Origin of the sequence: Actinomadura sp. CNU-125, assembly GCF_001942465.1 — a bacterium.
In the GTDB taxonomy this organism is placed as follows: Bacteria; Actinomycetota; Actinomycetes; order Streptosporangiales; family Streptosporangiaceae; genus Spirillospora.
In genome coordinates this window covers 1-12,801 of sequence record NZ_MKJY01000099.1, presented here as the reverse complement: position 1 = coordinate 12,801, position 12,801 = coordinate 1, and the positions used below count along the sequence as shown (strand labels likewise).

Annotated in this window: 12 protein-coding genes and 4 pseudogenes; 9 read left to right on the top strand and 7 right to left on the bottom strand. The window is 75.7% G+C overall.

Translation table 11 applies throughout. The features are described 5' to 3' along the window. Positions 1-111: 111 nt before the first annotated feature. Positions 112-1,680, top strand: coding sequence for a hypothetical protein (locus BJF79_RS66795; RefSeq protein ID WP_143219877.1), 1,569 nt, complete (start codon positions 112-114; stop codon positions 1,678-1,680). Further along, on the top strand, positions 1,644-1,745 hold the full coding sequence (locus BJF79_RS66790; RefSeq protein WP_083733383.1) for a hypothetical protein: 102 nt from the start codon (positions 1,644-1,646) through the stop codon (positions 1,743-1,745). Before BJF79_RS66795 ends, BJF79_RS66790 begins: the two co-directional genes overlap by 37 nt. Before the next feature lie 73 nt (positions 1,746-1,818). On the opposite strand, the gene BJF79_RS12870 is transcribed toward BJF79_RS66790, so the two are convergent. The 4 genes and pseudogenes from BJF79_RS12870 to BJF79_RS59660 all read right to left on the bottom strand — a co-directional run bounded on the left by BJF79_RS12870 (position 1,819) and on the right by BJF79_RS59660 (position 4,653). Then, positions 1,819-3,015: a UDP-N-acetylglucosamine--N-acetylmuramyl-(pentapeptide) pyrophosphoryl-undecaprenol N-acetylglucosamine transferase gene (locus BJF79_RS12870; protein ID WP_075897350.1), complete on the bottom strand. Its 1,197-nt coding sequence runs from the start codon at positions 3,013-3,015 to the stop codon at positions 1,819-1,821. 25 nt (positions 3,016-3,040) lie between these two features. Beyond that, positions 3,041-3,685: an alanine racemase gene (locus BJF79_RS65505; protein ID WP_316043337.1), complete on the bottom strand. Its 645-nt coding sequence runs from the start codon at positions 3,683-3,685 to the stop codon at positions 3,041-3,043. Positions 3,686-3,776: 91 nt separating this feature from the next. Then, positions 3,777-4,187, bottom strand: a pseudogene (locus BJF79_RS65500) (alanine racemase); the annotation flags it as partial. 154 nt (positions 4,188-4,341) lie between these two features. Continuing rightward, positions 4,342-4,653 (bottom strand): hypothetical protein, encoded by a 312-nt coding sequence (locus tag BJF79_RS59660; RefSeq protein WP_262401940.1) that lies wholly within the window; start codon positions 4,651-4,653, stop codon positions 4,342-4,344. Positions 4,654-4,697: 44 nt separating this feature from the next. Between BJF79_RS59660 and BJF79_RS59655 the strand changes: the two genes are divergently transcribed. Further along, positions 4,698-4,937, top strand: a complete 240-nt coding sequence (locus tag BJF79_RS59655; protein ID WP_262401939.1) for a M15 family metallopeptidase — start codon at positions 4,698-4,700, stop codon at positions 4,935-4,937. 76 nt (positions 4,938-5,013) lie between these two features. Here BJF79_RS59655 and BJF79_RS57215 read toward each other — a convergent pair whose 3' ends face one another. Continuing rightward, on the bottom strand, positions 5,014-5,160 hold the full coding sequence (locus tag BJF79_RS57215) for a hypothetical protein (protein ID WP_187356994.1): 147 nt from the start codon (positions 5,158-5,160) through the stop codon (positions 5,014-5,016). 2 nt (positions 5,161-5,162) lie between these two features. Here BJF79_RS57215 and BJF79_RS12850 point away from each other — a divergent pair, with 2 nt between their 5' ends. Beyond that, on the top strand, positions 5,163-6,290 hold the full coding sequence (locus tag BJF79_RS12850) for a D-alanine--D-alanine ligase family protein (protein ID WP_262401938.1): 1,128 nt from the start codon (positions 5,163-5,165) through the stop codon (positions 6,288-6,290). Beyond that, positions 6,287-7,686, top strand: a pseudogene (gene murF / locus BJF79_RS66785) (UDP-N-acetylmuramoyl-tripeptide--D-alanyl-D-alanine ligase). The gene BJF79_RS12850 and the pseudogene murF overlap by 4 nt, the downstream one beginning before the upstream one ends. Before the next feature lie 47 nt (positions 7,687-7,733). Here the strand turns inward: murF and BJF79_RS12840 are convergent. Further along, a complete protein-coding gene (locus tag BJF79_RS12840; RefSeq protein WP_075897344.1) occupies positions 7,734-8,273 on the bottom strand; it encodes an MSMEG_1061 family FMN-dependent PPOX-type flavoprotein in 540 nt (179 codons plus the stop codon). Between the two features lie 166 nt (positions 8,274-8,439). Between BJF79_RS12840 and BJF79_RS53150 the strand changes: the two are divergent. The 4 genes and pseudogenes from BJF79_RS53150 (at position 8,440) to BJF79_RS12820 (ending at position 12,373) form a co-directional block, all read left to right on the top strand. Beyond that, positions 8,440-9,525 (top strand): annotated as a pseudogene (locus BJF79_RS53150) (iron chelate uptake ABC transporter family permease subunit). After that, the gene (locus BJF79_RS53145) at positions 9,522-10,568 is read left to right on the top strand and encodes a FecCD family ABC transporter permease (protein WP_075897342.1); all 1,047 of its coding nucleotides are present in this window, start codon (positions 9,522-9,524) and stop codon (positions 10,566-10,568) included. Before BJF79_RS53150 ends, BJF79_RS53145 begins: the two are co-directional and overlap by 4 nt. Further along, positions 10,569-11,381: an ABC transporter ATP-binding protein gene (locus tag BJF79_RS53140; protein WP_075897340.1), complete on the top strand. Its 813-nt coding sequence runs from the start codon at positions 10,569-10,571 to the stop codon at positions 11,379-11,381. Further along, positions 11,378-12,373: an iron-siderophore ABC transporter substrate-binding protein gene (locus tag BJF79_RS12820; protein WP_075897338.1), complete on the top strand. Its 996-nt coding sequence runs from the start codon at positions 11,378-11,380 to the stop codon at positions 12,371-12,373. Before BJF79_RS53140 ends, BJF79_RS12820 begins: the two co-directional genes overlap by 4 nt. 52 nt (positions 12,374-12,425) lie before the next feature. On the opposite strand, the pseudogene BJF79_RS53135 reads toward BJF79_RS12820, so the two are convergent. Beyond that, positions 12,426-12,801 (bottom strand): annotated as a pseudogene (locus tag BJF79_RS53135) (hypothetical protein); the annotation flags it as partial.

The following is a 12,801-nucleotide window of genomic DNA, read 5'->3' as shown; positions in this document are numbered from 1 at the left end:
AGGCCGGGATGTCGGGCGGGCTGCGCACCTCGCAGCGGCTGCGCGCGGCCCGGCGCGTTCCGCGCGCACCGCGCCGAGGCGGAGCGGGCGGCGGCGCACCTGCTGCACGACGTGTGCGGCGAGCGTGGGCGCGCGGGACGCGCTGCGCGCCGCCGCCGCGTCCGCCCGGCAGCGCGGCGACGCGCGGGAGGCGCTGGGGTACCTGCGCCGGGCGCTGGCCGAGCCGATGCCGGTCGCCGACCGCGCCGAGCTGCTCGCCGACATCGGCGCGGCGGAGATCGGCGCGGGCCTCGGCGGCGCCGCGGGACGACGCTGCGGGAGGCGCTCGACCTGGCCGCCGACCCGGCGCTGCGGGTGCGGATCGGGGTCGATCTGGCCGTCGTCGACGCCGCCGCCGCGCGTCCCATCGACGCCGCGCTGCGGATCATCGACGAGGCCGGGGCGCGGGTGCCGCCCGAGCGCGGCGACCTGGTCGCCGAGGCCGAGTTCGGCGTCTTCTTCGCCTACGCGTCCTCCGCGGGCTCCGACGAGTTCTACCACCGGCGGCTGCCGCGGCTGCGAAAGTTGGCGACTGGCGACGCCCGGCTGAGCGCCCTCGCGGGCGTGGTCGACGCCTGGACGCGGATCCGGCGCGCGGGCGACCGCGACGGGTGCGTCCGCCGCGCGCGGTCCGCGCTGGACGCGGTCGGCCGGCAGCGGGCGTGGGAGTTCGGGCTGCGGCTGCTCGCGGTCGGCGCGCTCATCAACGCCGACGCCTACGACCTCGCCGACGACACGTTCCTCTCGGGCGGCGGCGGCCCCGCCGCGGACGACTCCGCGATCGCGACGTACCTGCACGGGCGCGTCCTGTTCGGGCGCGGCGACCTGAAGTCGGCCCGGACGGAGCTCGGCGCCGCCCTCGAAGACCCGTTCGTCGCCCGCACGGTCGGGTTCGCCCGGCTCGTCCGCGTACTGACCGAGATGGGGGAACTGGACGACGCGGCCCGGCTGCTCCGCGAGCACCGCCCGGCGGCACCGTCCGTCCCGACCTGGACGGCCACCGCGTTCGCCTTCGCCGAGGGGTCCCTGCACGCGGCGCACGGCAGGCACGGCAAGGCGCTGGAGCGGTACCTGGAGGCCGGACGGGGCGCCCGCGCGGTCGGCCTCGACAACCCGGCGGTGTTCCCGTGGCGGTCGCAGGCCGCGCGGTCCCACGCCGCCCTCGGCGACGCGGCGGCGGGCGCCGCTCGCCGCCGCCGAGCTGGACCTCGCCCGCCGCTGGGGTGCGCCGCGCGCGCTGAGCACCGCCCTCGCCGCGTCCGGCCTGGTCAACGGGGACGAGGAGGCCGCACGCGAGGCGGTCGCCGTGCTCGACCCGCTGGAGGCGAACCTCCACCGCGCGACGGCCCTGGTCGACCTCGGGTCGATCCGGCTGCGCCTCGGCCGCGACGCCGAAGCCCACGAGCACCTCCAGGAGGCGTTCGCGCTGGCCCAGACGATCCACGCGAGGCCGGTCGGCCTACGGGCGGCACGCTGCCTGCGCCGCGCCGGCGGCCGGCCGGACCCGAGCCGGCTCATCGGCGTCGCGGCCCTCACCGCGCAGGAGCGCGCCGCCGCCGAACGCGCCGCCGCGCGGCGCCACCAACCGCCGGATCGCCGAGGAGATGGTGCTCACCCAGCGCACCGTCGAGCAGTACCTGACCAGCGCCTACCGCAAACTGGGCATCACCGGCCGCCGCCAGCTCCCGACCGCCCTGACCGACTAGCCGCCGGTTTCGTTGATCTGCGGCGTGTTGCCCTAACTCGGGCGCTATAAGGGCAACACGCCGCAGGTCAACGTCAGGAGGGGGCGCAGAGGGCCAGGACCTCGCTGGTCAGGGCGGCCGCGGCGTGCGGACGGCCCAGGGTGCGGGCGCGCGCGGACATGTCGGCGCGGCGGGCCGGGTCGGCGAGCAGGCCGCCGAGTTCCTCCGCGAGCCGGGCCGGTGTCGCGTCGTCGCCGGTGAGCACCCGCGCGGCGCCCTGCGACGCGAGGTGCGCCGCGTTGCGGCGCTGCTCGTCCCCGCCGGTCGGGACGAGCGGGACGAGCACCGCCGGCTTGCCGAGCGCGGTCAGTTCGGCGACCGTGCCGCCGCCGCTGCGCGACACGACCACGTCGGCGAGGGCGAGCACGTCCGCGATCTCGTCGCCGATGAAGTCCCGCACGAGGTACCGGGAGCGCAGCTCGGGCGGGAGCGCCGGGACGTTCGCGCGGGCCTCCTCGACGAGCTGCCCGCCCGCCTGGTGCAGGACGTTCGCGCGCTGCAGGAGCCCGGGGAGGATCGCGGCCACGAGGTCGTTGACCTGCCGGGAGCCGAGCGAGCCGCCGGTGACGTAGACGGTCGGCAGCGCGGGCGTCCACCCGGTCCAGCCGAGCCGCGCGATCGCCGCGCGCGGGTCGCCGTCCGCCAGTCCGGGCCGCAGCGGGTTGCCGGTGACGGTCGCGCGCGCCCGCAGCTTCCCGGGCAGCAGCTCCACCGCCGCGTCCGCGCTGAGCGCGATGCGCGCGGCGCCCCGCATGGTGATCCGGTTGGCGAGCCCCACCTGGACCGTCTGCTCGTGCACGATCAGCGGGCGGCGCCGCACCCGGGCGGCGAGCCCGACGGGCACCGACACGTACCCGCCGGTGCACAGGACGGCGTCCGGGCGCGCGTCGCCGACGACGCCGATCGCCTTGCCGACCCCGGCGGGCACCCGTCCGGCGTCGCGGAGGTTGGCGGACGACAGCATCTTGAGGGGGTTGCGGGCGCGCCGCAGCTTGCCGGTGGGGATCGACACGAACGGCACGCCCTCGTCGGCCGCGATCTTCGCCTCGATGCCGCCCTCGCTGCCGACCCACAGCGGGTCGAGCTGCAGCCCGTACGCGGCGAGCGCGGACCGCGCGGACCGGACGACCGTGAGCGCGGGGAACGCGTGGCCGCCGCTGCCGCCGCCGGTGACGATGAGCCGCACCGGGCTCCGGCGCTCGACGAGGGCCTGCGGGACGACGACGTGCATGCGGGACTCCTATGGGGGGACGCGGTCAGGATTCGTATACACGCGGGACGCTAGCGGGGATCCGGGAGAGAATCTCGGCGGGCAGCACACCGATGCGCCGGGCCAGTTCGACGACGGTGAGTTCGCCGTGGTCACCGGGGCCGAACAGGACGACGTCGTCCCCGGGACACGGCATGTCCTGGCCGACGTCCAGCACGGTCTGGTCCATGCCGATCACCCCGGCGACCGGGTGGGGGCGGCCCGCGACGGCCAGCTCGACCCCGGCGCCGCCCGCCGCCCGGGGCAGGCCGTCCGCGTACCCGACGGGCACGACGGCGAGGGTGCTGTCGTCCGGAACCCGGTAGGTCAGGCCGTACATCACGCCGGTACCGGCCGGTATCCGCTTGACGGCCGCGACGGACGAGTGCAGCGCCAGCGCGGGCCGCAACCCGAAGTCGCCGCCGCCGTCCAGCGGGCTGAGCCCGTACAGCGCCAGCCCGGCGCGCACCATGTCGAAGTGGCTGTCGGGCCGGGTGAGCAGCGCCGCCGAGTTGGCGAGGTGCCGCACCCCCGGGTCGACCCCGGCGTCCGCCGCGTACCGCACCGCGTCGCCGAACACGTCGAGCTGGACGTCCGTGGCCGGATGCCCGGGAATGTCCGAGCACGCGAAATGGGAGAACGTGCCGGTCACGACGATGTGCCCGGCCGCCCGCGCGCCGCCGCGCCGCCTCCACCAGGAACGGCCAGTCGCCGTCGACGGCGCCGCCGCGCGACAGCCCCGTGTCGACCTCCAGGTGGACGCGCGCCGGACGGCCGGCCCGTTCGGCCGCCCGCGCCGCCCGCGCGAGCCGCCACGGGGAGTCGACGCCGAGTTCGACCCCCGCCAGGACGGCGGCGTCGTAGTCGGGCCCGTGCCCGGGCGCCCACGCGAGGATCGGCGCGTCGATCCCCGCGCGGCGCAGCGTGAACGCGTCGTCGAGGTGGGCCACGCCGAGCCGGGCCGCGCCCCCGTCGAGCGCCGCGCGAGCCACCGGGACCAGCCCGTGCCCGTACGCGTTCGACTTCACGACCGCCATCACCGGCGCGCGTCCGGCGAGGGACGCCAGCACGGACGCGTTCGCGGAGATCGCGGCCAGGTCGATATGTGCGTGCGCCCCATGGGTGACGTCCGTCTGCGCAGTATGTCCGATCATCGAGCACATGGGCCAAGGGTGGAGGCCCGGCGGGCCCGCCCGCGCCGTGTGCCGCGATCAAACCGGTCCGCACCACGGATTGCACGGTCGATCCGCCCCGATTGCCCGGTACCGCGCCCCGGAATGCCCGGTATCCCCGCGCCCGCCGCCGTCCCTACGCTCTCGCAGGAACAGTCGGCGTCAGAGAGGCTGAGGGGGCTTGACGGAGATCACGCTGATGTCGGACGAACGCGTCGCGCGCGTCCCGGTCGCGGACACCGGGGAACCGTTCGTCGACCTGAGGACGCGTCCCGAACTCGCGCTCGACGCCCGGCTCGCCGACCCGCACGGCGCGTACGCGCACGTCCGGGCCGGTGTCGCGACCCGGCTCCGGCGGGCCGCCGGACTGCTCCCGGACGGCCTGCGCCTGTGCGTCGTCGAGGGCTACCGGCCGCCCGGCCTGCAGCGCCGCTACTTCGACGAGCACGCGGCCGAACTCGCCGGGGCCCACCCCGAGTGGGTCCGGCCCGGGTGCACGAGCTGGCGAGCCGCTTCGTCGCGCCCCCGGACGTCGCACCCCACGTCGCCGGGGCCGCCGTCGACGTCACCCTGCGCGACTCCGCGGGGGCCGAACTGCCGATGGGGACGGACGTCAACGCCGATCCCGAACGGAGCCGGGGCGCCTGCTATACCGCGTCGCCCGACATATCCCCGGATGCCCGACGCAACCGGGACCTGCTCGCGAAGGTGCTCACGTCGTCGGAATGGTGAACTACCCGACCGAGTGGTGGCACTGGTCGTACGGCGACCGCTACTGGGCGCTGACCACGGGCGCCGAAGCCGCCCTCTACGCGCACGCCGACGCGGCGCGGCTCAGGGCGGGCAGGGGCGGCGAACGGAACGGCGACGACGGGAAGGGTGCGGCGCGGCCGGGCACGGGCGCGCGGACGGGGTTCGAGACGACGAGCGGGACGACGGGGTTCGGGGAGAACATGGGTGATCGGCGGCTTGCCGTGGGGGTCGTGTTCGGGGGGCCTTCGGCCGAGCACGACGTGTCGGGGGCGTCGGCGCCTCGCCGTCGTCCGGGGGCTCGACCGGGAGCGGTTCCGCCCGGTCGTCGTCGGCGTCGACCGGGACGGACGGTGGCTGCTGCTCCCGGCGGCGACGGTCGGGGCGGCCGTGGACGGGGACGGGGACGGGACGTCCGGCGGCCCGGCGATCGACGACCGGCTGACCGTCGACGCGGACGCCGGGATCGAGGTCGGGCTCCGGCGCGGCGGCGCGCTCGTCGCGGTGCGCGAGCGGGCGCCCTCGGCGGACGTCGTCGAACGGCTCGACGTCGTCCTGCCGGTCATGCACGGGCCGTACGGGGAGGACGGCGTGCTGCAGGGGCATCTGCAGGCGCTCGGTGTCCCGTACGCGGGGTGCGGGGTGCTCGCGTCGGCGGTCGGCATGGACAAGGTCGCGATGCGGCGGGCGTTCGCGGCGGAGGGGATCCCGTCGCCGCCGTCCGTGTGGTTCACCGAGCGGCGGTGGCGGGCGGCGACGGACGCCGGGCGGGCCGCGCTGGCGGGGGACGGGCTCGGCTGGCCGAGGTTCGTGAAACCGGCCCGGATGGGTTCGTCCATCGGGGTGTCGCGGGTGACGGGCCCGGACGAGCTGGTCCGCGCGGTCGAGGAGGCGTTCGCGTTCGACGGCGTCGTCGTGGTGGAGCGGGGGATCGAGGCGCGGGAGCTGCTGTGCGGGGTGCTCGGCGACGCCGAGGACCCCGCGTCGTCGGTGCCGTCCGAGGTGAAGGTGAGCGGCGGTTTCTCGGACTACGCGCAGAAGTACCTCAGCGCGGCCGACACCGTGACGACGCCCGCCGACCTGCCCGCGGACGTCACGGCGCGGGTGCGGGAACTGTCGGTGCGGGCGTTCCGGGCGATCGGCGGCCACGGGCTCGCCCGCGTCGATTTCCTCTACGAGGAGGCGACGGGGCGCGTGTACGTGGGGGAGATCAACACGATGCCGGGGTTCACCGCGCGTTCGGTGTACGCGCGGGGCTGGGCGGCGAGCGGCGTGCCGTACGGGGACGTCCTCACCCGGCTGATCGACCTCGCGGGCGGGGAGGCCGCCCGATGATCCCGCTCACCCTCGACGAGATCGCCCACGTCACCGGCGGCACCCCGCACGGCGGCGGCACCGCGCACGGCGGCGGACCGGCCGTCACCGGGCCGGTCGTGACCGACTCCCGCGAGGTCGCCGCCGGGGCGCTGTTCGTCGCGATCGCGGGGGAGCGCAGCGACGGGCACGACTTCGCCGCGACGGCGTACGCGGGCGGGGCGGTCGCGGTGCTGGGCAGCCGTCCCGTCGACGGCCCCTGCGTCGTGGTCGACGACGTGGTCGGCGCGCTGACCGAGCTGGCCGCCTACGTGCGGGGCGAGGTCGATCCGCTGGTCATCGGCCTGACCGGGTCGGTGGGCAAGACGACGACGAAGGACCTGCTCGCGCAGATCCTCGAACGGGAGGGCCCGACGGTCGCGACGGCCCGTTCGTACAACAACGAGATCGGGCTGCCGCTGACGGTGCTGCGGGCCGACCGGGAGACGCGGTACCTGGTGCTGGAGATGGGCGCCGGGAACCCGGGCGACATCACGCATCTCGCGCGGGTGGCGCGGCCGCACTTCGGGCTGGTGCTCAACGTCGGTCCGGCGCACGTCCTCACGCTGGGCGGGCTGGAGGGCGTCGCGAAGGCGAAGTCGGAGCTGGTGCGGGCGCTGCCGCCGGCGGCGGACGGCGGCGTCGCGCTGCTCAACGCCGACGACGGCGCGCTGCCGCGATGGCCGCCGCCGCGCCCGCCGAGGTGGTGTTCCACGGGACGGGCGGGGACGCGGCGGTCCGCGCGTCCGGCGTGACGGTCGACGCCGGGGGGCACGCGTCCTGCACGCTGCACGCACCGTCCGGGGACGCGCGGGTGCGGCTGCCGCTGCCCGGCGAGCACCAGGTCGCGAACGCGGTGGCGGCGGCGAGCGCCGCCACCGCGGCGGGCGTCGCACCGGACCGGATCGCCGCGGCGCTGGAAGCGGCGGTGCCCCGCTCGCCGGGCCGGTTCCGGCCGTCCGAGGGCCCGGACGGCGTGACGATCATCGATGACGCCTACAACGCCAATCCGGTGTCGATGCGGGCGGCGCTGCGCACGATGACCGCGATGGCCGCGGGACGGCGCCGGACGATCGCCGTCCTCGGCGAGATGACCGGCCAGGCGGCCGGGACGGCGGGACGGCACGCGGACGTCGGGGCGCTCGCCGCCGGGCTCGGCGTGTCGATCCTGGTCGTGGTGGGCGACGGCGAGGGCCCGGAGGCGCTGGCCGCCGCCGCGCGCCGCGCGGACGGGTTCGTCCACTCGGTCCCGGACCGGACGGCCGCCGCCGACCGCGTGCGCGGGCTGCTGCGGCCGGACGATCTCGTGCTGGTGAAGGCGTCGAGCGAGGTGGGGCTGTCGGCGGTCGCCGCGGCCCTCGGTCGGCGGACGGCGTAGGACCCGGCGACCGTCAGGAGGCGGCGACCGTCAGGAGGCGGCGACCGTCAGGAGGCGGGGGCCAGCAGGCCGGCGCGGCGCATCGACGCCGGGCAGTGCAGGTAGACCTCGTCGATCTCGACGAGGATCGCGAGCTTGGGCGCGACCCCCTTCTCGGTCATCTCGGCGAAGAACGGGGCGTCCTGGAGGATCCGGGCGCGGCCGTTGACGCGCAGCGTGTACTTGTCGCCCGGGTTGAAGAACAGGACCCCGACGTTCGGGTGCGCGAGCAGGTTGAGCAGCGTGTCGCCGCGCCGGTTGCCCGCGCGTTCGGGCAGGACGATCGTGCGGTCGTCCAGCACGCGGACGAACCCGGCGTCGCCGCCGCGCGGGGAGACGTCCAGCTCGCCGTCCGCGTCGGACGTCGCGAGGAGCGCGAGCCGGGCGCGGGCGAGGATGCCGAGGTCGTCGGGGGCGAGCCGGTCGTGCACCTTGTCGATCACCATGGGGTGCGGCTCGCCGAGGATCTCCCGCAGGACGTCCGGCGACCGCACCTCCACATATCCGTCGGCGGTGGCGTCGGCGGGGGCCGGGCTGGCGTTGGGCACTCGTTTCCTCCTTGAACCGGGCGCGTCGCGGTCGGCCGCCCCGCCCGTCCTGTCCGTCCCGTCCGTTCTGGAACGTGCCATCCGGGCTGGACACGGCATCCGGAAGGAATGTTAGGTTTGGCTAACCTAATTGTCCAGGTAGGGACGGATTCGAGGAGGGGACGCGATGGACGCCGCGCGCGCATCGTCCGTCGCGGACGCTACCGCCCCGGCCCGTCCGAGCAGCGCACCGCCCCCCACCCGCGACATCTCGCGCGGGCCGTCGCGGCTCGCCGCCGGGCTCGTCCTCACCGCCGCCGCCGTGCTGGCCGCCGCCTGGGCGAGCCTGCTGATCGGCCCCGGCGACGTCCCGGCACGCGCCGCCTGGAACGCGATCCTCGACTACGACCCGTCGGTGAAAGCGCAGCTCATCGCGCAGGAGGTGCGCATCCCGCGGACGGTCGCGGGGCTCCTGGCGGGCGCGGCGCTCGGCCTCGCGGGCGCCATCATGCAGGGCGTCACCCGCAACCCGCTCGCCGATCCCGGCCTGCTCGGCGTCAACGCGGGCGCCGCCGTCGCGGTCGTCGTCGCGATCGGCGTGTTCGGCCTGACCTCCCCCGACCAGTACATCTGGTTCGGGTTCCTCGGCGCGCTCGGCGCCGCCGTCCTCGTCTACTCGGTCGCGGCGCGCGGCCGGGGCGGCGCGACGCCGGTCAAGCTCGCGCTCGCGGGCGCCGCGACCGCCGCGCTGCTCGGCTCGTTCACCCGCGCGATCCTGCTGACGCAGCGCGAGACCTACGAGCAGTTCCGGTTCTGGGAGGTCGGCGCCCTGTCCGGACGGGACGCGAGGTGCTGCGGCAGGCGCTCCCGTTCATCGTCGTCGGCGTCGTCCTCGCGCTCTGCCTCGGCCCGCGCCTGAACGCGCTGTCGCTCGGCGACGACGTCGCCCGCGCCGCGCCAGCCGGTGGGCCTCGCCCGCGCGGGCGCCGCCGCCGTGGTCGTCCTGCTCTGCGGCTCCGCGACGGTCGTCGCGGGCCCGCTGATCTTCGTGGGGCTCGTCGTCCCGCACATCGCGCGGCTGATCGTCGGACCCGACCACCGCTGGCTGCTCCCGTACAGCGCGCTGCTCGCGCCCGTCCTGCTGCTGGTCTCCGACATCGTCGGGCGGGTCATCGTGTGGCCGGGCGAAGTGCAGGTCGGCATCGTGACGGCCGCGCTCGGCTCGATCCCCTTCATCTGGCTGGTCCGCCGACGGGAGACGGCCGAACTGTGACGACGCAGACCCCGTCCCTGGCCGACGTCATCGCGGCCAACACCCGGGTAAGACGGACCGGGCGCGCGCGCGAAACCGTCGTGTGCACGGCGCTCGCCGCGCTCGTCCTCGCGGCGCTGTGCACCGCGCTCGCCTACGGCGACATGACGATCCCCCTGCCCGACATCGCCGCGGCCCTCACCGGCGGCGGGGACGGCGGAACGCACTTCATCATCGTGGAGCTGCGCCTCCCCCGCGTGCTCACCGCGCTGCTCGTCGGCCTCGCCCTCGGCATGGCGGGCGGCGTGTTCCAGACACTGCTGCGCAACCCGCTCGCCAGCCCGGACGTCATCGGCATCAGCGCCGGGTCCAGCGCGGGCGCCGTCGTCGCGACCCTGTGGTTCGGCCTCACCGGATACGCCCTCTCCACCGCCGCCATGGCGGGGGCGCTGCTCGCCGCCGGGGGCATCTACGCGCTCGCGTGGCGGCGCGGCGTCAGCGGCCACCGGCTCGTCCTCATCGGGATCGGCGCCGCCGCCGGGCTGATGAGCGTGGTGTCCTACGCGATGACCCGCGCCGAGGTCACCGAGGCGCAGGAGGCGCTGCAGTGGCTGACCGGCAGCCTCAACGGCCGCACCTGGTCGCACGTGTGGCCGCTGCTCGCCGGCGCCGCCGTCCTGCTGCCCGCGACGCTCGCCGCCGCCCGCGCCCTGCCCGCGCTGCAGCTCGGCGACGACACCGCGAAGGGCCTCGGCAGCCGCGTCGAACGCGAGCGGCTCGCGCTGTTCGGCTGCGCGGTCGGCCTCGTCGCGATCGCGACGGCCGCCGCCGGGCCGGTCGACTTCGTCGCCCTGCTGGCCGCGCCGATCGCGCGCCGACTGCTGCCCGGACGCGGCGCGGCGCTCGTCCCGTCCGCGCTGACCGGCGCGCTGATCGTGCTCGCCGCGGACTTCGCCGCCCAGCACGCCGCCGCCGTCCAGTTCCCGGTCGGCGTCGTCACGGCCCTGATCGGCGCCCCGTTCCTCCTCTGGCTGCTGACCCGCGTGAACCGACAGGCAGGCTGAATGAAGCACACACTCCGCGCGCAGGACGTCCGGATCGGCTACGGGGACCGCGACGTCGTCCAGGGGCTCAGCGTGGACGTCCCGCCCGGCGAGGTCACCGTCATCGTCGGGCCGAACGCCTGCGGGAAGTCGACGCTGCTGCGCGCGCTCGCCCGGCTCCTCGCCCCGTCCGCCGGGACGGTCCTGCTCGACGACCGCGACATCCGCGCGACCTCGACCAAGCGCGTCGCGGCCCTGCTGTCGATCCTCCCGCAGACCCCCGCCGCACCCGACGGCATCACCGTCGCCGACCTCGTCGCCCGCGGCCGCTACCCGCACCAGGGCTGGTTCCGCCGCTGGACGGGCGAGGACGACGAGGCCGTCGCCCGCGCGATGCTCGCCACCGACGTCGCCGACCTCGCGGCCCGCCGGGTCGACGAGATCTCCGGCGGGCAGCGGCAGCGCGTGTGGATCGCGATGGCCCTCGCGCAGCGCACCGACATCCTGCTCCTGGACGAGCCCACCACCTACCTCGACGTCAGCCACCAGCTCGACGTCCTCGACCTGCTCACCGACCTGAACCGGGACGACGGCCGCACCATCGTCGCCGTCCTGCACGACCTCAACCTCGCGTGCCGCTACGCCGACCACCTGATCGTCATGAAGGACGGCCGGATCTCGGCCACCGGCAAGCCCGCCGACGTCGTCACCGCGGACCTCGTCGGCGACGTCTTCGGCATCCGCTGCACGGTCGTGCCGGACCCCGCTTCCGCGACCCCGATGATCGTCCCGATGGGGCGCCACCACGTACAGAACGAAGTTAGGCAGACATGACCGCGCGCTTGAATCCGCTCGCCCTCCTGGCCGCGACGGCGTCCCTGCTGCTGGCCCTCACCGCCTGCGGCTCGTCGGACGGCACCGGCACCGACGCGGCGGGCGACGCCGCCGCCTCCGGCGCCTACCCCGTCAAGATCACCACCAAGTTCGGCGACGTCACCGTCGAGGAACGGCCCGAGCGGGTCGTCGCGCTCGGCTGGGGCGACGCCGAGACCGCGCTCGCCCTCGGCGTCCAGCCCGTCGGCCAGAGCGACTGGCTGGAGTTCGGCGGCGACGGCGTCGGCCCGTGGGTCACGCAGAAGTACGACGAGAGCCCGGAGAAGATCGGCACGCTGGAGCCCGAGTACGAGAAGATCGCGTCCCTGCGGCCCGACCTGATCCTCGACGTCAAGTCCAGCGGCGACGCGGGGCGCTACGACCTGCTGAGCAAGATCGCGCCGACCGTCGCGGTGCCCGAGGGCGGCGACAGCTACAAGACGACCTGGACGAAGCAGACGCAGATGATCGCCGAGGCGCTGGGCGTGCCGGACAAGGGCGCGAAGCTGATCGCCGGCATCGACGCGAAGTTCGCCGCCGCCCGCGAGGAACACCCCGAGTTCAAGGGCAAGACGATCTCGCTCGGCTCCCGCACCAGCGGCGGCTACGGCGGCTACGTCAAGGGCACCGACCGCGTCGCGTTCGTCGAGAGCCTCGGCTTCGAGAACAACCCGAAGATCGACGCGGCGGCGGGCAAGAACTTCTCGATCGAGATCGCCCGCGAGAACCTCGGCATCCTCGACGCCGACCTCGTCGTGATGACGGCCATCGGCCTCGAACCCGCCCAGATCTCGGGCGACCCGCTCTACAAGGCGGTCCCCGCCGTGCGGGACGGCCGCTCGATCGTCTTCGACGACAAGAACATCAGCAACGCGTTCGCCACGAACACCCCGCTCTCCATCGGCTACGCGATCGACAAGGTCGTCCCGCTGTTCGCCGAGAAGATCAAGTAGCGACCTCCCCGAGGGGCGCACGGATCAGCCGATCCGTGCGCCCCTTTCGTCTTCATTCCGCGCGGCCTGCGCGGTCCGCGCGATCCGCGCGGCGCGATGCCCAGCCGATGAGAGCGAGCGCGCCCAGCAGGAACACGAGGTTGTGCGCGAGCTGCCGTTCCGCCGACACGTCCCCGAGGGGCGTGACGAAGAACGCCACGACCGCGCGCGCGAGGACGGCGCCCCCGGCCACCGCCACCACGTGCCGTCCCGTCCACCGCCCGGACCGCGCGGCGGCCGCCACCGCCACGGCCGCGCCCCCGACCAGCGCAAGGCCACCGGCGAACCCCGCCCAGGTGGACGGCAGGAAGTCGAAGCCCAGCGCGGCGGCGACGCGGGCACGCCCGCCTGCCACGGCCGCGGGACCCGCCGCCCGTTCCGGGACGGCC

Coding starts and splice junctions, on each gene's coding strand:
- BJF79_RS66790 (WP_083733383.1), top strand. CDS start 1,644: ATGGTGCTCACCCAGCGCACCGTCGAGCAGTACCTGACCAGCGCCTAC.
- BJF79_RS12820 (WP_075897338.1), top strand. CDS start 11,378: ATGACCGCGCGCTTGAATCCGCTCGCCCTCCTGGCCGCGACGGCGTCC.
- BJF79_RS53140 (WP_075897340.1), top strand. CDS start 10,569: ATGAAGCACACACTCCGCGCGCAGGACGTCCGGATCGGCTACGGGGAC.
- BJF79_RS12870 (WP_075897350.1), bottom strand. CDS start 3,015: ATGCACGTCGTCGTCCCGCAGGCCCTCGTCGAGCGCCGGAGCCCGGTG.
- BJF79_RS57215 (WP_187356994.1), bottom strand. CDS start 5,160: ATGTTCTCCCCGAACCCCGTCGTCCCGCTCGTCGTCTCGAACCCCGTC.